Genomic DNA, 20,352 nt, shown 5'->3' with positions numbered 1-20,352 from the left:
TTTTTTATTCTTACCTTTGATAAATGACCAATTTAAAAGGAAGCCTCTTTTCCCTTTGAGGCTTCCTCTTTGAATTTGTTCAACTATTAGTTTATAGTCTTTTCCTTAATCTCTTCTAAAATTCTTGAAAGGAAGGCTTCTAAGGAGCTTGTGCCTTCATCACCCTTACCCCTGCTTCTTACAGCTACGGTGTTCTGCTCTGCTTCCTTTTCTCCTACTACCAGCATATAAGGAACTCTTTCATTTCTTGCATCCCTTATCTTATGGCCGATCTTTTCATCTCTATTATCCATCTCTACCTTAAGTCCTGCGGCTCTTAACTCTGCTACTACTTTATTGGCATAGTCAAAGAACTTATTGGATATAGGAAGTACCTTTATCTGCACCGGTGCAAGCCAAGTAGGGAACTTTCCTGCAAAATGCTCTGTTAGTATACCTATAAATCTTTCTATGCTTCCAAAGATAACCCTGTGAATCATTATAGGTCTATGCTTTTCTCCATCACTTCCTATATATTCAAGGTCAAAACGCTGTGGAAGCTGGAAGTCAAGCTGTATGGTTCCACACTGCCAGGTTCTTCCTAAGGTATCCTCAAGATGGAAGTCTATCTTTGGTCCGTAGAAGGCTCCATCACCTTCATTTATCTTATAAGGAAGGCCTGCTTCCTCTAGAGCGCCCTTTAAGGATTCTTCAGCACTGTTCCATTCTTCTATCTCTCCCATAAAGTCCTCAGGCCTTGTGGAAAGCTCAATGGAGTATTTAAAGCCAAGACTAGAATATACTCTATCTATTAAGTCAATTACACCCTTTATCTCTGATTTAATTTGCTCTGGTAGCATGAAAATATGAGCATCATCCTGAGTAAAGGCTCTAACTCTCATAAGACCATGAAGGGCACCGGAGAGCTCATGTCTGTGAACCCTTCCTAACTCACCAGCTCTTAGAGGTAAATCTCTATAAGAATGAGGTTCTGACTTGTAAACTAATATTCCTCCAGGACAATTCATTGGCTTAAGAGCAAAATCATCCTCATCTATAGTTGTAGTATACATATTTTCCTTATAATGATCCCAGTGTCCAGAGGTTTCCCATAGCTTCCTGTTAAGCATCATTGGAGTTTCTATTTCCACATAGCCTGCTTCATCGTGAAGCTCTCTCCACCAGTTTATCAGGGTATTCTTAAGAACTACCCCCTTAGGTAGAAAGAATGGAAAGCCTGGTCCTTCCTCCATAAAAGTGAAAAGCTTGAGCTCCTTTCCAAGCTTTCTGTGGTCTCTCTTCTTAGCTTCCTCTAAATTAGCAAGATACTTATCAAGGGCTTTTTTGTCCTCAAAGGAGGTTCCATAAATCCTCTGAAGCATCTTATTTTTTTCATCCCCTCTCCAATAAGCACCAGCAGTATTTAGGACCTTATAAGCCTTAACATATCTGGTAGATGGAATGTGAGGTCCTCTACAGAGGTCTACGAATTCACCCTGACGATAAAGGCTAACCTGCTCTCCTTCTGGAATAGCATTTACCAGCTCAATCTTATAGGTCTCGCCCATCTCTTCCATGAGCTTAATTGCTTCTTCCCTAGAGATATTTATTCTTTCGAATTTGTTATCTTCTGCAATAATCCTTCCCATCTCTTCTTCTATCTTAGCTAGATCCTCAATAGAAAAGGACTTTTCTGAGTCAAAATCATAGTAAAAGCCATTTTTTATAGAAGGCCCTATAGTTACCTTAACATCCTTAAATAATCTTTTTACCGCCTGTGCCATTATATGAGAGGTGGAATGTCTAAGAACCTCCACTCCCTTTTCATCCTTGTAGGTAACGATGTTTACCTGATCCCCATCCTTAAGCTCATAGCTTAAATCCACTAGCTTGCCATTGACCTCGCCAACTAAAGCAGCCTTTGCCAAGCTGTTACTGATGGACTTTGCTAAGTCATAAACTGTTGTATTTTCCTGAAGCTCCAGCTTGCTTCCATCCTTTAGTACTACACTAATCATATTCCTTCCTCCTTTAAAAAATAAAAAGCACCCATCCCTAAAGGGACGAATGCAAATATCCGTGGTTCCACCCAATTTAAATCAAATTTGATTTATCTCGAAGATTATAAGGGAATTACCCGTGACCTTTTACTTATTAGCTACTAAGCCACCGCTCAGGGCTAGTCTTCATATAGTCCTATCTTAAGAATACTTTCAGCCGGTGATATTCTTTCTCTTATAAGCTGGTTTCTATACTACTCGTCCCATCATAGCATTAATATATTGTTCACATTTTATGATACTATCTTTTATTTTCTTTGTAAACCCTCTATATCTATGGAAAATACTGCTTATAGCATCATTGTTCAAGGCATTATTCATTAACCTGTTGAGCGTTTACAATGGTTTCTAATTTTGCAAACATAGAAAGAATATCACCAGTAGAGATGGTTTTTGGAGTAATTATTGTGTACACCGATTTTCTTATAGGCATATCATTAAAGGTTCCTTCCTGCTCCATGGGAAATTCTATATTAACTACCTGTATATTCTTGCGAATAAAAAGCTCGTCTAAAGCTTCTATGGTTTTTTTTCTGTCTATATAGCTTATTTCAAACTTTTTATCATTAGAATCTAAGAACAATCTTGATTGTATCTTTTTTAAATTTACTAATACAATTATACAGACCACAGCTCCTAATATGGAAATATAATAATATCCATAGCCCACAGCTAACCCTAAGCAGCCTACCACCCAGAGAGAAGCAGCAGTGGTTAAGCCTTTTATTGATCCTTTATTATGAAGTATAGTTCCTGCTCCTAGGAAGCCTATTCCGCTGATGACCTGAGCACCAAGCCTACCAATGTCCACTTTTATAACCTCAGCTAGATCAGGGTTAGCCAGAATCTGCCTTATAGAATCCTCAGACATCTTTACAGAAATCAAGGAAATAATAGCAGCTCCTATACACACTAATATATGGGTTCTAAAGCCCGCTGGTCTATTTTTTGATTCTCTTTCATATCCTATAGCTCCACCTATCAAAACAGCTAATCCCAATCTCAGTAATATGCTTTCAACAGTCACGAAATCACCTTCCTATAGAAATTACATATTTAAGTACAGCTACTGCAATAAAGTTTTTAATATTGATTATCATTTACTATAGTATATCATCATTGGAGATAATTTCTACTTTTTTAAACAACTATTATTATTTCTTTTTTATTACAATAAGCTTGTAGCTGCCTTCAAAGTATAAAAATGAAAACCAACCTTTTGATAGCAATCAAAAGGTTGGTTTTCATTGATAAATTCTATAACTACAAGCTTTATTATGAATAAGACAGGATATAAAACTATATCCTGTCTCAGTGTGTGATTTTATATTACAGCATTGTAAAAATTCTAAAGGCAAACAGAGCTCCGGAAATCCACATAACCAGTGGTATATCTTTAGCTTTGCCAGTGAATAGCTTAAGAAGTATCCAGCTAAGTATACCAAACATTATTCCGTTAGCTATTGAGTATGTAAAAGGCATCATAATTATTGCTAAGAAGCCTCCAATAACATCTGCCATATCACCATCGAAGGTCATCTTCTTTACAGAGCTCATCATAAGAAGTCCTACATATATTAAGGCAGGAGTAGTAGCAAACTTAGGAATTGCTAAGAAAATTGGTGATAGGAAAAGGGATAATAAAAACAGCACTGCAGCTGTTACTGCTGTTAAACCAGTTCTTCCTCCCTGGGCAACACCAGCACTACTTTCAACATAGCTAGTAACTGTAGATGTTCCAAGGCAAGCACCTACTACAGTACCCACAGCATCGGCCATTAAAGCACCACCAGCTCTAGGAAGCTTTCCTTCTTCGTCTAGAAGATCTCCCTTATCTGCAACACCAATAAGAGTTCCTACTGTATCAAATAAATCTACAAATAGGAAAGAAAATACAATAACTATAAAGGTAGATAAATTATTTAATATATAGCTAAAATCAAAGGCAAAAAAGTTTGGTAGAGATGGTATAACGCTATAGCCTTCAAAGCTAGGGAATAAAGAATTAACTCCAGCTTCCACATCAACCACATACCATCCAAGACCCTGAGCTACCATTCCTAGTATCCAGGTGGCAAGTATTCCCCAAAGAATACTCCCCTTCACCTTGTAATGCTGAAGCACAGCTATTATTATAAGACCAAGCATTGCTAATGCAAATTGTGGAGAAACAACCTTTCCTAAATCAACTAAGGTGCTTGAGCTCAAAACTGTTATACCTGCTCCTTGTAGTCCTACGAAGGTTATAAATAATCCAATACCAACGGTTATACCATACTTTAAATTAGCAGGAACATTATTTACCAGGGATTCTCTAAACTTAAAGAAAGAAAGAAGTATAAATATTAATCCTTCAACCAAAACTGCTGTTAGAGCTATCTTCCATGGATCTGCTATTCCAGCTTGAAGCATAGGAATACAAACAGAATATGTAAAGTAAGCATTGATTCCCATACCTGAAGCTAACGCAATTGGATAGTTTGCAAAGAAAGCCATACATAGGCTTGCTATCGTAGCTGAAATTGCTGTTGCTGTAAAAACAGCACCACTATCCATTCCCGCATCCGCTAGCATAGCAGGATTTACAGCAAGGATATATACCATAGATATAAAGGTAGTAATCCCAGCCATAATTTCTGTACGTACATTAGTACCATGAGCCTTAAGCTTAAATAATTTTTCCATTTTAGTCCTCCTCTTAGTTCAATATGCATCTCATGGTTGTGCTTCTTGACACAACTTCACGAACATTATTTCAACAATAAATATATTTTATTAGGTTTTTTTGTCGAAGTCAATAATTTTACGTTGTTACCTTGCGAATTATACGGTATTTTCTCTTATTTTATATGATTTTTTAAAGTTTTTCATTCCTTTCACGAACATTCACGAACATTTCCCACTTCTAAGCACAAAAAAAGTAAAGCTGTAAATCAGCCCTACTCTGTGATACTTCTATATTAGATATTCTAAAAATTTCCCTGGATACTTTTAATAACTAAGCCCCTTTAAATGTAACCTTAATATTTCCAAGTTGTTAAAGAGTTATTATTATTTGATTATTATTATCTTTAAGCATATAATATAGATATATACCTAAATACAATAAAAAAGAATTAAACAAATAAATCGCTAATAGGAATTATTTAAGGAGGAATATCATGAAAGTTGAAATCTGGACCGATTTTGTTTGTCCTTATTGCTACATAGGCAAAAGGATGTTTCAAGAAGCTCTAAAGAAATTTGATCATAGTGAAGATGTGGAAGTTACATACAGAAGCTTTGAGCTTAACCATAATGCCCCTAAAGGAAGGTCACTTGATCCTATAGGAGAGCTTGCAGAAAAATACAACATGAGCAGAGAGGAAGTAGCAAAAAGAAAGCAGCCTATTATAGATAGAGCAAATTCTGTTGGGCTTGACTATAAGGCCGAAAATCTCACTTCCAACAATACCTTTGATGCTCACCGCTTAAGTCAGTATGCTAAGACTATAGATAAAATGGATAAGTTAACTGAAAGAATATTTAAAGCACAATTTATCGAAGGCTTAGATATAAGCAACCACGAGGTATTATTATATCTTGCAGAGGAAGCAGGCTTAAATAGATCCGAGGCCAAGAAGATTCTAGAAAGTGATGCTTTCAGCAATGAAGTATTTGAGGATCAGAAAAAAGCCGATTCTATCGACTTAGATTATGTACCATTTTTCTTATTTAACGATACCACCTCAGTATCAGGAGACTATACAATAGATACCTTTCTGGATACAATGAACGCTATCTGGAACAACGAGGAAATTACTGCAACTTCCTTAGATGCTAAAGAAATCAAAAAGGCCCCTCCAGGTGTTGTCTGCGAGGATGGAGTATGTAGACTAGTATTGGATGATGATAACTAAAAACTATCCTTACAGCTAGTTTAGGTTAGCCAAATATTTATGAATATAAAAAAAGCTGAGTTGATATTTATAATAACTCGGCTTTAGTTTTTATTATTTAACTTTTATAATTTTATTTACTACACTATCTATATAGCAAAAATAATTTAAAGACAGTAATCTCAGCAGCCTCATAAAAGTGCTTAAAAAAATGCAAATAAAAACTCCTCAAGGAAAACCTTGAGGAGTATGTTATTTACTATCTAGCGATTTGAATGTTTTCAGCTTGAAGTCCTTTTTGTCCTTGAGCAACTTCAAAAGTTACTTCCTGACCTTCTTCAAGAGACTTGAATCCATTAGCTTGGATCTGTGAAAAGTGAGCGAAAACGTCCTTTCCATCTTCTCCTGTAATAAATCCATAACCTTTTTCTGCATTAAACCATTTTACTGTACCGTTCATATAACTGTACCTCCGAAATTTTTTATTTCCTTAAACTACTCGTAAAAACTAGCAAACTTCTTTGATATAACAGCACATGAAGCAGTACCAACAAAAAGTTACTTAATTTAATTATTTACTATCATTTAAGCGATGTATTAACTATACCATAAATTCTTTAATTTAGCAAGCTTTATATAGGGAATAATTATTATTTTTTTGCATATATTCCAAATATGCCTTTATAAGGACTATCTTTCAACAGCATATTCAACAACTTTTTCTTAAAAAGACAAAATAAAAACCCTCAAGGTAAACCTTGAGGGTATGTCATTTACTATCTAACTGCTTGAATGTTCTCAGCTTGAAGTCCTTTTTGTCCTTGAGCAACTTCAAAAGTTACCTTCTGGCCTTCTTCAAGAGACTTGAAACCATTTGATTGGATCTGTGAAAAGTGAGCGAAAACGTCCTTTCCATCTTCTCCTGTAATAAATCCATAACCTTTTTCTGCATTAAACCATTTTACTGTACCGTTCATAATAACTGTACCTCCGAAATTTTATTTCCTTAAACTACTCGTAAAAACTAACAAACTTCTTTGATATAACAGCACATGAAACAGTACTAACAAAAAGTTGCTTTGTTTAATTATTACATCATTTAAGCGATGTATATAATATACCACGTATTACAGAACTTAGCAAGCTTTTTTTGAAAAATAATTATTATTTTTTATATTTCTTCCAAAAGACCCTCTCAAAGGTCTCTTTAACAATAACATCCATTTGATCAAATTCCTAGTACATATCTAAAATTAAGTTATAAGCAATAGAGTCATAACCTACCTTATAATTACTGAAGTAACTGTATATTCTCACCTTTTTCGTAAGAACATTAAAAATACAAAATAAAAAACCCTCAAGGTAAACCTTGAGGGTATGTTATTTACTATCTAACGGTTTGAATGTTCTCAGCTTGAAGTCCTTTTTGTCCTTGAGCAACTTCAAAAGTTACTTCCTGACCTTCTTCAAGAGACTTAAAGCCATTTGATTGGATCTGTGAAAAGTGAGCAAAAACGTCCTTTCCATCTTCTCCTGTGATAAATCCATAACCTTTTTCTGCATTAAACCATTTTACTGTACCGTTCATATAACTGTACCTCCGAAATTTTTATTTCCTTAAACTACTCGTAAAAACTAATAAACTTCTTTGATAAAACAGCACGTGAAACAGTACTAACAAAAAGTTATGCAATTTAATTATTTACTATCATTTAAGCGATGTGATAACTATACCATGGATTTTTCAATATAGCAAGCTTTTTTAGGAAATAATTATTATTTCTTTGTATGTATTCCAAAACAACCTTTATAAGGGGTATTTTTATATAATAGCCACTTCAGTAAAATACCAACATTTATTCTATCTTAGGCTAGAATCAATAAAATTTAAAACCTGCCTTATAACACCTAAATTTTCCTTTAATACATAGTCAGCCGCAGCCTTAATCTCATTCGAGGCGTTGTTTGCTGCAAAGGAGTAGTCTGCCCGTTTCAGAGCATCTATATCATTTTCCCCATCCCCTAATGCTATTACAGTATATTCTCTATCCTTAAAATATTCCTTTTTCAAAAAATCTCCTGCCTGCCCCTTACTAGCCTGTAGAGAATTCACCTCTACATTAAAGGGAGCTGAAGAAACTATAAGATAACCTAAGGAGTCATACTTTTCAAGGAGATACTCTTTAAGCTCCTTCATCCTATCTATCCCACCAACAATAAGAAACTTATATATGGGCTCATTAATCTCCTCAAGGGTTACAAGCTTATTTGTTAAGGTCTTAAAGAAATCTATAAAATGATCCTCAGCATTAACTCCAATATCACTAAATTGCTTTAAGCCTTCTCTAAGCTCATCCTCACAATCTCCAAAATACACGGTAAAATCTTCACTCATACACTGAACCTGGATAATTGTATCAGGAAAACTCTCTTCTATATCCCTGAGCATCCCCTTCACGTCTCCTTCTAAGGGATAGGACTTAATCAGCTTCTTATTCTTAATATCCATCACCAATGCTCCATTCCATAGTATTGAAGGGGCATTTATAGGTGTATCCTCAAAAACACCTCCTATTTCCCTAAAACCCCTTCCTGTAGCAACAGCAAAGGTCCCTCCCTGGGAAACAAATTCATTTATAGCTTCCTTTTCTCTTTCCGGAAGTATAAGCCCTTCCCTAGAAAGAGTTCCATCATAATCACTAAGTATTAAGTATTTACTATATTTCATATCAATCCTCCAAAGCATACTTATTTTTAGTAGTCAAAATCATCTATCCTTAATATAAACAATAATATGTAAGGTATCATTATTTATATTATTTCCATATATCTAGTTATTGTCAACTTTAGTTGAAACGGGTCAGGTGGATGGCACCATAGACATGAGAAAGTGTTCGCATGGACAGGCGTGCATTAAATTAGATTTATTATAAACATAGCATCAGCTCAGTTGTTTTTGAGCTGATGCTATGTTTTTTTACTTCACTACAAGTCCCATGAGCCTTGTAAGTTCTAGGGCCTGAAAAGCAGTAACCTCTGCCCCCTCGAGACCTTCTATTTCAACATCTATACCACTGATATCACTGGTGGTTAAATCTATTTTATTTAACGAGGTTTTATTAAAGTATCCATTAGATAAGTTGACATTCTGGAAAAATACTTTTCCTCTCCTTACTTCCTGGAATACAGCTCCCTGAAGATCACTATCTTTAATAACCATTGTCTTTATCTTAGAGCTAGAAAAGTTAATATATTTAGCCCCAATCTCTTGGAAAAGTACATCCTTAATACTGCTATCCTCTAGCGATGCACCTAAAAGCTTACTGTTAATAAACTCACTTCTATGAATGCTTCCTCCAGCTAATATAATATTAGAAAGATCACAGCCTTCAAATCTACAATCTAAAATATCAGCCTTAGAAAAATCACAATTTACAAAGGTAACCTTTCTGAATACACAGGAGTCCAAAATAACACTTTCCATTCTCAGATTATTAATAGTGGAATTTTCCACAAGCTTATTCTGAATCTTTTCCTCCCTCAATAATAATTCCTCGATATTAGCTATAGGCTCTAGCTCATCAAATATTTTAGGTTTTTCAATTTTTATCTTCTCTTTCATAAGCTTATATTGAAGTCTTCATCTGTAAGACTTCCTCTCCTCCCTTATGTTTTTTATCAATACTTAACCTTTTTCATATTTTTTAGCCTTATACTTGTACCTGTACTAATGCTTGTCCCTCGTTCTTTGTCTTTAATTCTTAGACCTTAATTTTTGCCTCTTATTTCTTGTCTCCTAACTCTTAGCTCCATTTTACTATATATAAAAGTAAATTCCATCTTATTTACAAAAATAATCCTAATAACATTTAAAATAAGAAAACCATCTACAAAACGAGCAACATAGCTCATTTTAGGTCTAAGCTCAATAATCCTTATCATAGCAATTAAAAAGTCAAAGTATTTCATATAAAAAAAGACTGCTTAGGTCCCACAACCTAAGCAGTCTTTTCTCTGCGCCTTAGTGGGCTGCAGAGGATGATTTAACCGCATATATTCCATTATATAAATAAAAAAAAGACGCTACGAACCCTTAGAGTTCATAGCGCCTTTGCTATATTAGTATTATATACAGTTAAAGGAAATTCGTCAATAAAAATTGTAGTAAATATTCGGATTGCTATACGACAAAAACAACATATAAAACTTTAATTGAATTACTATTCTATAAAACAATGTATGTATTTTAATCGGATAACTATTCTACAAAAACAATATATGAAATTTTAAATTATATACAAAATCATTTATATGAACTTACAAACCCAGGAGTAAATAGTATAATTATTATATATTTTCTCAAAAACCTAGTTTGCTTGATTTGTTATTTGCTTTAAGTATTTAATAGTATGTTTTATATAATATTATCTTAGAAATGTGGGAGAGTGTAGCCATGGAATCGATTCTCATTGTGTCAGGCTCTGAAAATAATATAAAAGTTCTTGAGGAATTAATCCTTTCAAAAACTTCTATGACTGTAAATACAGCCTCTACAGGAGAAGAGGCTAAAATCAAAATATTAAAGAACAGCTATCAGCTTATCCTTATAAGCGCTCCTCTCATAGATGATACTGTAGAAGGCCTTGCTCTTTTTCTATCAGAGTCCACCATCTCTGGTATTATTGTAATATTAAAGGTACAAGCATCTAAGGAATCTGTATTAAAGCTTCAGGAGGAAGGAGTTGTAATCCTTAATAGCCCACTTAAGCCATCTTCTCTGGCCCATGGAATAGAATCAGGTATAGCCATGAACAAGAGATTATTAAAGCTTAAAAAGGAAAATGTTAAAATGCAGAAAAAGCTGCAAGATTTACAGCTAGTCTTTCGGGCTAAGCTTATCTTAATGGAGCATTTCACCTTTAATGAAGAGGAGGCTCATAAGTTTCTCCAAAAGAGATCTATGGATATGAGGCAGAGCCTAGAGGAAACTGCCGAAGATATCATCACTATATATGGAAAGCATTAAATCACAGAAAAAAGAACCTCCTAAACAGGAAGTTCTCGCTTATTTTTTATTAAAGATCCCATATGACAAGCTATCTTCTATCTGCTGGCAAAAAAGTCCTCGAGTACTTTCTTGATTCCTTCGGCAAACTCATGATTGTCTAAATCCTTTTTGCCTATCCACTTGGCGCCTCCGATGGTTTTATGAGGCACTATCGTTTGTCTTATCATTCCTGAATAGGCTAAAACTGAACCTTCGCTATAACCAGCAACGTTGTATTCTCCCATTTCCTTCAAGTCGAAGATGGTGCAGTCTAAATCCTTTTCAACAGCTTTGCTGATGCATTTCTCAGGAGTCTCCTTCCCTTTAAGCTCTTTCCCTACAAGGCTCCATTCTACAGAAGATTTTTTTCCTCTCTGAATTATTAAAACGTTATTGTAATTATCATAGATAACGGTTACTGTTCCCTTAATGTTCCCCATATTCTCCTCCATAATCAACGTATTAATTATATTAATATTCTACCACAAAAGAATTATAAATAAAGTTCTAAAATATCATATTCCAGGTGTATTAATAGTATTAGCTCTTAACTCAATTACATTAATTAAATATGTTTATGGAAAGGAGAAATATCTTGAAAAGAAAACTATATCAAGCAGAAAAATTGAGAGATATTAGAACTCTTGTAAAAAGAGCTTCGGATCTCTATGGTGATAGAGTTGCCTATAAGGAAATTGGCCCTAAAAAAAAGGTTCTCGAGTATAGCTTTATTGAACTAGAAAAAGATATGGAGGCCTTTGGTACTGCTCTATTAGATTTGGGTCTTGAAGGAAAGCATATAGCTCTTTTAGGAGAGAATTCTTACAGCTGGGTGATTAGTTATCTATCTGTTATAAATGGAGTCGGCGTAGTAATACCATTGGATAAGGAACTCACTTACGAGGAGATAGCACTGCTGATACAGAAAAGTGATACCACTGCAATTATCTGCTCCAGTACCTATAGTGATTCTCTTGAGTATTTATTATCTAAGTGTCCAAGCCTAGAGACCTCTATCATTATGGGACAAGCACCTGAAAATTCCTCTTACAATATAGAAAGAGATTTTATTCTTCATAGACACGATCTACTCACACAAGGAAGTGGTGATTACTCCTACTACAATATGAGAGATCTGATTTTCTATGGACAACAGCTGCTTGCTCAAGGAAATCGTAATTATTTAGGAGCTCCCATTGATGTTGAAGCCCTTGCAGAGATTATATTCACCTCTGGTACTACTGGAGCTAATAAGGGAGTTATGCTCTCCCATAAAAATATAATCACCGTGGTATATGGTGCCTTTCATCTTATCAAGCCTGGCGCAGTAAGCATCTCCGTTCTTCCCCTAAGCCACTCTTACGAGTGCTCCTGTCACATTCTTGGTGGCATATATTGTGGATTGACCGTTTGCTTTAATGATAGTTTAAAAAACTTAAAAAAGAACCTTTTGCTGTTCAAACCTAATTTTTCAATCATGGTTCCTTTATTTATCGAGTCCATGGATAAAATGATATGGAAACAGTCATCAGAAGCAAATCTTACCCGTCATTTAAAGTATGGTATATGGTTTAGTAACCTAATAAGAAAATTCTATATAGACAAAAGAAAATTATTCTTCAAGCCTATACTTCAAGCTTTTGGTGGCAATTTAGAACAAATAGTCTGCGGAGGCGCTCCTTTAAGATCAGAGCTAGTAGCTACCTTTGATAGCCTTGGAATCAATGTTGTCAATGGTTATGGAATATCAGAATGTGCACCCCTAGTTGCTGCTAACTGCTCTGCCTGGAAAAAGATAGGCTCCGTAGGTTATATAGTACCAACCTGTAAAGTAAGAATCGCTGAACCTAATAAAGACGGCAACGGTTCAATTCAGGTCAAAGGAGATAATGTAATGCTTGGCTATTATAAGGATGAGGAAAGCACAAGGATGAGTTTTACAGCGGATGGTTGGTTTATTACTGGTGATATTGGCTACCTAGATAAGGATGGTTTCTTATATATAACCGGCCGAACTAAAAATTTAATAATATTAGATAACGGAAAAAATGTATATCCTGAAGAGTTAGAGGAATATATATGCAATAACATATCTTATGTTAAGGAGGTTATAGTAAGCACATCCTACGACTCAAAAGAAAAAACTATAAATGCTTATATCTACTTCCATCCCGAGGATATAGAAGCTGCGGGCTATGAACAATTGATATTTAAAACCAAAGAGGATATAAAAAGGCTTAATAAACATCTTTCCCCTTACAAAAGAATCAATAATATCTTTATAAGTCATAAAGAGTTTGAAAAAACTACTACAAAAAAAATAAAGAGACAACTCTTAAGAAAGGAGGATTTTGTGAGTGCTTAGCATGATTAGAAAAACCATTATAGAATTTGTGGACATAGATGAAGAAAAAATCACTGAGGAAACCAATTTTATAACAGACTTAAATTTAAATTCTTATGATTTTGCAAATATTATAGGAAAATTTGAAGACAACCTTGGAATTGAAATACCAGACCGGGACCTAAGAAAATTGGAAACAGTGAAGGATGTTCAGGAATATCTGATAAAAAAGCTGCAATAATTTATATTCTGCACCTTGATAATCATAGTGAATATACAGCTAATGACCTACACATCCTTTCCTACAGACTTTTGCGATATGCACTTATTAATGAAGAAGATATTATACTTAGAAATGGAGACTTGCACTATAACTCATGGTACAAGCCAAGCCTTAAGAACCATCCACGTATTCACTTCAATATCAGTCACTGCAGCTCCGCTATTGCTGTAGCTATTTCTGCTGTAGCTCCTATAGGAATAGATATTGAAGCTATAAGGGAATACTCTCCCTACTCCTTGCAAAGATGTTTTTCAAAAGAAGAAGCTGATTATATAAAGAACTCAATGAATCCCAATAAAGAGTTTTTTCGCTTATGGACTCTTAAAGAAAGCTATGTAAAAGCCATAGGACTTGGTATGAGCTATCCTATGAAAAAGGTAATTTTTAAACTCAACCCCAGTTTAATAGATTCAAATAAAGCAAAATGCAATTTTATCCTGTTAGAAGATAACAGTAATTATGTGACCGCATGCTGCTATGGGGTCGGAAAGGCAATAAATTATGGAAAACTTCATAGAATTTACCAATGTAAGAAAGATATATTCAATGGGTGAAGTGGAAATCGAAGCCTTAGGTGGAATAGATTTTTCCATCAATAAAGGAGAGCTTGTGATTATCGCTGGCGCCAGTGGTGCCGGAAAAAGTACAATATTAAACATCTTGGGAGGAATGGACTCCCCAACCTCAGGAAAAATTACTGTTGATAATGGATCTATCAGCTCCTACAATCAAAAGGATTTAATCAGCTACAGACGCTATGATGTTGGCTTCGTTTTTCAGTTTTATAATCTCGTTCAAAATCTAACAGCTATAGAAAATGTTGAGCTGGCTACTCAGGTGAGTAAGGCTCCTCTAGATGTAAACCAGGTTATTGAGGATGTAGGACTTACTCCTAGAAAAAATAACTTTCCATCGCAGCTGTCTGGTGGTGAGCAGCAGAGAGTTGCCATTGCAAGAGCCTTAGCAAAAAATCCTAAGCTACTTTTATGCGATGAGCCTACCGGAGCTTTAGATTATGAAACAGGAAAAGCTATTCTGAAGCTGCTTCAGGATACAGGAAAAAAGACAGGTATGACAATTGTAATAATCACCCATAACCTTGCTCTCACCTCCATAGGAAACCGTGTTATAAAAGTAAAAAGTGGCAAGGTTGACTCTGTTACTATCAATCCATCACCTATGGATGTAGAGAAGGTGAGCTGGTAATATGAGCAAAATGCTATTTAAGGACTTTTTAAGGGAAATAAGACATTCCATGGGAAGATTTCTATCTATATTTACCATAGTTTTAATAGGAGTCTCCTTCTTTTCAGGAATAAAAGCAGCCGCTCCCGATATGAAGCATTCTGCAGATAAATATTATGACAAATATAATCTAATGGATATCAGAATTCTATCTACTTTGGGCTTATCAGAGGATGATATAGAAGAAATATCAAAAACAGATGGTGTAGAAAAGGCTCAGGGCGGCTTCTTTGTAGATGCTATAAGCATGGTCAATTCAGCAGAAATTGTATTTAGACTTCACAGCCTTCCCTCTTCTGTCTCTAGTAATAATGAAAAAGGCTATATCAATGAAATTAATCTTCTAGAGGGAAAAGCTCCTTCAAAAAGTGGTGAATGTATCATAGAAGAATCTACTGCTATGGATCTTGGTTTAGAAATTGGTGATACTCTTAAGCTTAATTCAGGAAAGGATATTCCAATTACTGAGGAGGCATTAAAAAGAGATACCTTTACTATAGTAGGCAAAACCCTAAGTCCCAACTATCTATCCTATGAAAAAGGGTCTTCTGATATAGGAAGCGGTAGAGTCAACTTATATATGATGATTCCAGAAGAGGATTTTAAGTACCCCGTATACACAGAGGCTTTGATTACAGTAGAAGGTGCAAAGGAGCTGAATACTTACAAAAAAGAGTACGAAAATACAGTGGAAAAGATTCAATCTTCCTTAGAAAACCTAGGAGTAGATAGAAGCGCCATCCGTCTTAATGAAATTAAAGATGAAATTAATAAAAAGCTTCAAGAAGCAAGAGATCAATATAATAAAGAAAAACAGCTATATGATGAAGAGATTAAAAAAGGAGAAGAAGACTTAAACTCCGCCTACACAAAGCTTGTTCAGGGAGAATCAACCCTTAAGGAAGAAAAGGAAAATTATAAAGTCAATATTGCTGCTGCAGAAAAAGCAATTAAAGAAGGTGAAAAAAGCCTTACTGAAGGAGAGGCTCAATATGCCTCAGCGCTTACGGAATATAACGAAACTATGGCAAAGTACGGAAAGGATTTAGAAGACCTTAACAGAACCATAGGCCAAATAAACTCAATGAGAGCCAGTGCTCAGAATCAGATAAATGATTTAGAAAAACAATTAAATGACCCTAATCTCACAGAAGAAGAACGAGCTGAGAGACAGCAGCTTATGAACTCCTATAAGTCTCTTATGGGAACCTTAGATGAGGAACTAAATACTGCTAATGAATTAAACTCATACCTACAAAATCAGCCAGTAAGAGCAAAATCCGAGCTGGATAGAGCAAGAAGAACACTGGATGAAAGTAAAGCAGAATTAGAAAAGGCAAAAAGAGAATTGGCTTCCTCAAAAAGGGAGGCAGCTTCGAAGTTTGCCAAGGCAGAAAAGGATTTAGAAAATGGATGGAAGGAATACGATGCAGCAAAAAAACTCTTTGAAGAAAAAAAGCTTGAGGGAGAACAAAAGCTCAGCGAAGGGAACGAAGCCATAATCCGTGGAGAAAATGAGCTAGAAAGGATTTCTAAGCCTCAGTGGTATGTCTTAGACAGAACCTCAAACTATGGATATATGGATTTTAAGCTTACCTCTGAAAGAATAGATTCCATTGCAAATGTTTTTCCTGTATTCTTCTTCTTGGTGGCTGCTCTTGTTTGCCTTACTACCATGACTAGAATGATAGATGAACAGAGAATCAACATAGGTACCTATAAAGCCTTAGGCTACAGCAGCTCCTCTATAGCTTTAAAGTATATAATGTATGCTGCCCTGGCAAGCTCTCTAGGCGGTACTCTTGGAATAATTATAGGAAGACGTATCTTCCCAGATGTTATCTTCAACGCCTATTCCATGATGTATACCCTTCCAAACCTAGATCATGTAATCCAGCCTGTATTAATGACTATAAGCTTATTTATGGGGATACTGGTTACTACTCTAGCTTCCTTTGGAGCATGCTATAAGGAGCTTAAGGAGCTGCCTGCAATGCTTCTAAGACCTAAATCTCCAAAGGCCGGGAAGAAAATACTCCTAGAAAAAATAGACTTCCTATGGGAACATTTAAGCTTCTCACAAAAGGTTACCGCTAGAAATCTATTTAGATATAAAAAGAGATTATATATGACACTCACTGGAATAGCTGGCTGTGCTGCTCTTCTCCTTTCAGGCTTTGGCTTAAGCAACTCCATAGGACAGATTGTTAATAAGCAGTATAAAGAAATATTTAATTATAATCTGAATATAAGATATGCAGCTGATGCTTCTAAAGAAGATAAAGAAGATGCCTTATCCTCTCTTGAGAAGAGCAATTACTTTAAATCCTACTCAGAATGTGCACAGATTAATGCCTCCATGAATTCTGGTGGAAAGGATATCGCTGTAACTCTAATAATTCCTGATAGCAAGGAAGACTTCAATGATTATATTATTTTAAGAGATAGAAGCAGCAGTGATACCCTTCCCCTTAGTAATAAAGGAATTATAATATCAGAGAAGCTTTCAAAGGAGCTTAAGGTTAAGGTTGGCGATTCCATAGAATTGGATAATAAAGATGGCTTAAAAAAGAAGGTAGAGGTATCGGCAATCACAGAAAACTATGTATATCATTATGCTTATATGTCCAAGGAAGCCTATAAGGAAATCTTCAGGCTCCCCAAGGAAAATAACAGCCTATTAGTAAAGCTTATAGAAACCTCACCAGAAATAGAAAATGAAATAGGTCGAAAGCTAATAAAAAATCCTGGGGTAGCCTCCGTAACCTTTTATAGCAGTGTAGCATCAGAATTTAAGAATCAAATTAAAAGTCTTGATGCTATAGTATATGTAATCATCCTCTGTGCAGGTCTCCTAGCCTTTGTAGTCCTATATAACCTTACAAATATAAATATAGGAGAGCGTATAAGAGAAATAGCTACTATAAAGGTGCTGGGCTTTTATAATAGGGAGGTTTCCTCCTATGTATACAGAGAAAATATAATACTGTCTCTTATGGGAGCAACCATAGGATTAGTTTTAGGGATATTCCTTCACAAATACATCATGGTTTCCCTAGAACAGGATGGCATTATGTTCGGTAATTATATAAAACCCATAAGCTTTTTATATTCCTTCTTAATCACGATTATTTTCTCATTAATAGTAAATATAGTAATGTATAAAAGACTAATAAATATTCCAATGGTAGAATCACTAAAGTCTATAGAGTAACCTATATAAAGGAGAATAAAATGGAAAGACAGCTATATGCTTTAACAGCTTCTCAAAACATCCTTTACTACAGTCAAAAATTCACCCTTCACAAACAGATAAATAACATCCCAATGTTAATTCTTATGGAAGAAGAGCTGGACATGGACTTATTTACTAAAGCCCTTCTTAAGGGCTACGAAAGAATGGACAGCCTCCGTATTCGTTTAACTAAGGATGGTAAGGAAATAAAACAATACTTTATGGATTCAGAGTCCCCTGAGCTTTATGATCTAGATATGAATGGCAAGTCAGAAGAAGAGATAGATAAAACCTTTCGCAAGCTTGCATCAAAACGTATAACCTATTTTGACAGGCCTCTTTCAAGGGCCTATCTAGTTAAAAATTGCTATGGAAAATCAGGACTATTTTTTGTTATAAGCCATCTAATAATCGATTCCTGGGGTATATGCGTATTCTTTAAGGATGTAATCTCAGTTTATGAGGCTCTTAAAAAAGGAGAAGAGTTGCCCAAGGCTCCATACCCCTATAAGCCTATACTGGAACAGGATCTAAATTACAAAAATACTCCTCAATATTTAAAGGATAGAGCCTACTGGGAAAAGGAATTCACTCCAGATAATGAACCAATATTCACAAGCATCAATGGAAGAGGAGCTTTGGAGAAAAGTAGAAAGAAATTAAAAAAATCTAACTTTCGCGCCGCAAATATCCTAACTCTCCGTACTAAGGGTGAACATTTAGTAAAATTATTTTCTAAAGAGCTTGTGGATAGGATGAAGGATTTTAGTGTGAATAATAAAATATCTCTTCAGGCTTTAGTTATGCTGGCTTTTAGAACCTATTTATCAAAAGCCAATACAAATGAAAGCGATGTATTATTCTACACAGTATTAGCCCGAAGATCTGCCCTGGCAGAAAAGAACTGCGGGGGGAGCAAGGTATTTTTTCTACCTTTAAGGACCAATATTGCGGAGGATATCACCTTTATGGAGGCTTTAGATATCATAACAGATAAACAGAGCAGTGTATACCGGCATTCTACTATTGATCCTTTAGAAGTTATTGATATAACTAACAAAGTATATAATTTAGATCCCAGGTTTGGTTATTCTACCGGCTCAATAACCTTTCAACCCATACCCCTTAAAGGAACTAATGGAACCAAGCTTCATACTAAATGGTATCCTAATGGAGGAGCACCTAATATATTCTATCTCACCATTATGGATGATGATGGTTCTGGGGCCCTGAGATTCTATTATGAGCATCAGATATCACAGGTTAAAAGGGAAACCTTAGAGAAGCTTCACAGCTATATGGAAAGAATCATAGAAAAAGGGATAAGCAATAAAGAAATCACTATAAAAGAGCTCTTAGAAATAGAACTATGATATAACCCTATAAAAAGGAGGATACCCTGAACTCTACTCATCAAGGTATCCTCTTTATCTTGTCTTTATTCTATTGTTTACTTTTACGCACTATTCTATTGTGGCAGCTTGTTATTGTATAGATAATCCTCTATTACTGCTAGAACACCATCCTGGTCATTGGAGAGAGTTCTGTAGGAGGCTACCTTTTTTACGCTGTCGCTGGCATTTGCCATGGCGTAGCTGTACTTTACAACCTTAAGCATTTCTATATCATTGGGGCTATCTCCGAAGGCCATGATTTCTGAAGAATCAATTCCCCATCTTTCTTGAAGAAGCTTGATTCCTGTTCCTTTATTTACTCCAGGGACAATGAGATCTACGGAGCCGTGGCCGCTATGGACAGGTTCCAGGTATGTACCTACTGCCTCTTTAAGCTCCTTTACAATTCTCAGTGCTTCAGAAGGTAGGGTCTCTGTAGCAAGCTTAAGGAATTGATCCTCTACCTCATTAAAATCCTTAACCACCTGGAGCCTGTGATAATAAGGCTTTACTGTTTCATAAAACTTCTCATCACCCTCTAGAATATAAGCAGAGCTTTTACCGCAGATTGCAACATCTACCTTCTCATGTCCTTCTAGGGTTTCTACAACTTTAAAAACATGTTCCCTAGGAATACTAGTTGAAAAAAGCTCTTTTCCTTCTTCTATTATCAAAGCTCCATTCTCTGCCACATAGGTGAGCTCCTCCTGGAACTCATCAAAGAAGGATTTTAGCTGATAATACTGATTACCACTGGCAACAACAAATTTAATATTTCTTTCCTTCATTTTCTCGTATAATCTTTTGAATCTCACTCTATCATAAACCATGCCACTTCTTAAAAAGGTTCCATCCATATCTACGGCTATCAACTTAATTTTATCCAT

General features: G+C 35.3%; 19 protein-coding genes and 1 other annotated feature. Of the genes, 8 read left to right on the top strand and 11 right to left on the bottom strand.

The annotated features are described in order from the left end of the window. Positions 1–86: 86 nt before the first annotated feature. From thrS to ACPWSR_RS08845, 3 genes are all read right to left on the bottom strand, one after another. Positions 87–1,997: a threonine--tRNA ligase gene (gene thrS / locus ACPWSR_RS08855; protein WP_426351322.1), complete on the bottom strand. Its 1,911-nt coding sequence runs from the start codon at positions 1,995–1,997 to the stop codon at positions 87–89. Positions 1,998–2,035: 38 nt separating this feature from the next. Next, positions 2,036–2,258: a binding site (T-box leader), on the bottom strand. Positions 2,259–2,352: 94 nt separating this feature from the next. Beyond that, positions 2,353–3,039 carry an MgtC/SapB family protein gene (locus ACPWSR_RS08850; RefSeq protein WP_426351321.1) on the bottom strand — a complete coding sequence of 229 codons (687 nt, stop codon included), beginning with the start codon at positions 3,037–3,039 and terminating at the stop codon, positions 2,353–2,355. Positions 3,040–3,368: 329 nt separating this feature from the next. After that, on the bottom strand, positions 3,369–4,724 hold the full coding sequence (locus tag ACPWSR_RS08845) for an NCS2 family permease (protein ID WP_426351320.1): 1,356 nt from the start codon (positions 4,722–4,724) through the stop codon (positions 3,369–3,371). Positions 4,725–5,200: 476 nt separating this feature from the next. Here ACPWSR_RS08845 and ACPWSR_RS08840 point away from each other — a divergent pair, with 476 nt between their 5' ends. Continuing rightward, the gene (locus ACPWSR_RS08840) at positions 5,201–5,938 is read left to right on the top strand and encodes a DsbA family oxidoreductase (RefSeq protein WP_426351319.1); all 738 of its coding nucleotides are present in this window, start codon (positions 5,201–5,203) and stop codon (positions 5,936–5,938) included. A 238-nt stretch (positions 5,939–6,176) separates the two neighbouring features. Here the strand turns inward: ACPWSR_RS08840 and ACPWSR_RS08835 are convergent, their stop codons facing one another. The 6 genes from ACPWSR_RS08835 to ACPWSR_RS08810 form a co-directional block, all read right to left on the bottom strand. After that, on the bottom strand, positions 6,177–6,377 hold the full coding sequence (locus tag ACPWSR_RS08835) for a cold-shock protein (protein WP_426351318.1): 201 nt from the start codon (positions 6,375–6,377) through the stop codon (positions 6,177–6,179). 316 nt (positions 6,378–6,693) lie between these two features. Beyond that, positions 6,694–6,897: a cold-shock protein gene (locus ACPWSR_RS08830; protein ID WP_426351371.1), complete on the bottom strand. Its 204-nt coding sequence runs from the start codon at positions 6,895–6,897 to the stop codon at positions 6,694–6,696. Positions 6,898–7,304: 407 nt separating this feature from the next. After that, positions 7,305–7,505 carry a cold-shock protein gene (locus ACPWSR_RS08825; protein ID WP_426351317.1) on the bottom strand — a complete coding sequence of 67 codons (201 nt, stop codon included), beginning with the start codon at positions 7,503–7,505 and terminating at the stop codon, positions 7,305–7,307. Positions 7,506–7,778: 273 nt separating this feature from the next. Next, complete coding sequence (locus ACPWSR_RS08820; protein WP_426351316.1) at positions 7,779–8,645, bottom strand: HAD-IIB family hydrolase; 867 nt, start codon at positions 8,643–8,645, stop codon at positions 7,779–7,781. A gap of 249 nt (positions 8,646–8,894) precedes the next feature. Beyond that, a complete protein-coding gene (locus tag ACPWSR_RS08815) occupies positions 8,895–9,539 on the bottom strand; it encodes a pentapeptide repeat-containing protein (RefSeq protein WP_426351315.1) in 645 nt (214 codons plus the stop codon). Between the two features lie 146 nt (positions 9,540–9,685). Further along, positions 9,686–9,886, bottom strand: coding sequence for a hypothetical protein (locus tag ACPWSR_RS08810; RefSeq protein ID WP_426351314.1), 201 nt, complete (start codon positions 9,884–9,886; stop codon positions 9,686–9,688). A 484-nt stretch (positions 9,887–10,370) separates the two neighbouring features. On the opposite strand from ACPWSR_RS08810, the gene ACPWSR_RS08805 reads away from it, so the two are divergent. Next, positions 10,371–10,943 carry an ANTAR domain-containing response regulator gene (locus ACPWSR_RS08805; protein ID WP_426351313.1) on the top strand — a complete coding sequence of 191 codons (573 nt, stop codon included), beginning with the start codon at positions 10,371–10,373 and terminating at the stop codon, positions 10,941–10,943. A 77-nt stretch (positions 10,944–11,020) separates the two neighbouring features. Here the strand turns inward: ACPWSR_RS08805 and ACPWSR_RS08800 are convergent, their stop codons facing one another. Beyond that, the gene (locus ACPWSR_RS08800; RefSeq protein WP_426351312.1) at positions 11,021–11,404 is read right to left on the bottom strand and encodes a hypothetical protein; all 384 of its coding nucleotides are present in this window, start codon (positions 11,402–11,404) and stop codon (positions 11,021–11,023) included. A gap of 155 nt (positions 11,405–11,559) precedes the next feature. Between ACPWSR_RS08800 and ACPWSR_RS08795 the strand changes: the two genes are divergently transcribed. The 6 genes from ACPWSR_RS08795 (at position 11,560) to ACPWSR_RS08770 (ending at position 19,444) form a co-directional block, all read left to right on the top strand. After that, complete coding sequence (locus ACPWSR_RS08795; protein ID WP_426351311.1) at positions 11,560–13,329, top strand: AMP-binding protein; 1,770 nt, start codon at positions 11,560–11,562, stop codon at positions 13,327–13,329. A 1-nt stretch (position 13,330) separates the two neighbouring features. Beyond that, on the top strand, positions 13,331–13,549 hold the full coding sequence (locus tag ACPWSR_RS08790; RefSeq protein WP_426351370.1) for an acyl carrier protein: 219 nt from the start codon (positions 13,331–13,333) through the stop codon (positions 13,547–13,549). A 71-nt stretch (positions 13,550–13,620) separates the two neighbouring features. Next, on the top strand, positions 13,621–14,145 hold the full coding sequence (locus ACPWSR_RS08785; RefSeq protein ID WP_426351310.1) for a 4'-phosphopantetheinyl transferase family protein: 525 nt from the start codon (positions 13,621–13,623) through the stop codon (positions 14,143–14,145). Continuing rightward, positions 14,093–14,797: an ABC transporter ATP-binding protein gene (locus tag ACPWSR_RS08780; RefSeq protein WP_426351309.1), complete on the top strand. Its 705-nt coding sequence runs from the start codon at positions 14,093–14,095 to the stop codon at positions 14,795–14,797. Before ACPWSR_RS08785 ends, ACPWSR_RS08780 begins: the two co-directional genes overlap by 53 nt. Position 14,798: 1 nt before the next feature. Beyond that, positions 14,799–18,050 carry an FtsX-like permease family protein gene (locus ACPWSR_RS08775; protein ID WP_426351308.1) on the top strand — a complete coding sequence of 1,084 codons (3,252 nt, stop codon included), beginning with the start codon at positions 14,799–14,801 and terminating at the stop codon, positions 18,048–18,050. Positions 18,051–18,070: 20 nt separating this feature from the next. Then, entirely contained in the window at positions 18,071–19,444 is a 1,374-nt protein-coding gene (locus ACPWSR_RS08770) for a condensation domain-containing protein (RefSeq protein ID WP_426351307.1), read from the top strand. A 95-nt stretch (positions 19,445–19,539) separates the two neighbouring features. Here ACPWSR_RS08770 and ACPWSR_RS08765 read toward each other — a convergent pair whose 3' ends face one another. Further along, entirely contained in the window at positions 19,540–20,352 is an 813-nt protein-coding gene (locus tag ACPWSR_RS08765) for a Cof-type HAD-IIB family hydrolase (protein ID WP_426351306.1), read from the bottom strand.

Origin of the sequence: Alloiococcus sp. CFN-8 (assembly GCF_049943125.1) — a bacterium.
Lineage (GTDB): Bacteria > Bacillota > Clostridia > Clostridiales > Clostridiaceae > JAEXZL01.
Note: the sequence above shows the minus strand (reverse complement) of the source record. Positions and strands in the feature narration are given on the sequence as shown.

Bases quoted from the DNA above. Each gene is read 5' to 3' on its own strand.
- ACPWSR_RS08800 (WP_426351312.1), bottom strand. From the start codon at position 11,404: ATGGGGAACATTAAGGGAACAGTAACCGTTATCTATGATAATTACAAT.
- ACPWSR_RS08835 (WP_426351318.1), bottom strand. From the start codon at position 6,377: ATGAACGGTACAGTAAAATGGTTTAATGCAGAAAAAGGTTATGGATTT.
- ACPWSR_RS08825 (WP_426351317.1), bottom strand. From the start codon at position 7,505: ATGAACGGTACAGTAAAATGGTTTAATGCAGAAAAAGGTTATGGATTT.
- ACPWSR_RS08790 (WP_426351370.1), top strand. From the start codon at position 13,331: ATGATTAGAAAAACCATTATAGAATTTGTGGACATAGATGAAGAAAAA.
- ACPWSR_RS08845 (WP_426351320.1), bottom strand. From the start codon at position 4,724: ATGGAAAAATTATTTAAGCTTAAGGCTCATGGTACTAATGTACGTACA.
- ACPWSR_RS08775 (WP_426351308.1), top strand. From the start codon at position 14,799: ATGAGCAAAATGCTATTTAAGGACTTTTTAAGGGAAATAAGACATTCC.
- ACPWSR_RS08820 (WP_426351316.1), bottom strand. From the start codon at position 8,645: ATGAAATATAGTAAATACTTAATACTTAGTGATTATGATGGAACTCTT.
- ACPWSR_RS08815 (WP_426351315.1), bottom strand. From the start codon at position 9,539: ATGAAAGAGAAGATAAAAATTGAAAAACCTAAAATATTTGATGAGCTA.
- thrS (WP_426351322.1), bottom strand. From the start codon at position 1,997: ATGATTAGTGTAGTACTAAAGGATGGAAGCAAGCTGGAGCTTCAGGAA.
- ACPWSR_RS08780 (WP_426351309.1), top strand. From the start codon at position 14,093: ATGGAAAACTTCATAGAATTTACCAATGTAAGAAAGATATATTCAATG.
- ACPWSR_RS08840 (WP_426351319.1), top strand. From the start codon at position 5,201: ATGAAAGTTGAAATCTGGACCGATTTTGTTTGTCCTTATTGCTACATA.
- ACPWSR_RS08810 (WP_426351314.1), bottom strand. From the start codon at position 9,886: ATGAAATACTTTGACTTTTTAATTGCTATGATAAGGATTATTGAGCTT.
- ACPWSR_RS08770 (WP_426351307.1), top strand. From the start codon at position 18,071: ATGGAAAGACAGCTATATGCTTTAACAGCTTCTCAAAACATCCTTTAC.
- ACPWSR_RS08765 (WP_426351306.1), bottom strand. From the start codon at position 20,352: ATGGATAAAATTAAGTTGATAGCCGTAGATATGGATGGAACCTTTTTA.
- ACPWSR_RS08805 (WP_426351313.1), top strand. From the start codon at position 10,371: ATGGAATCGATTCTCATTGTGTCAGGCTCTGAAAATAATATAAAAGTT.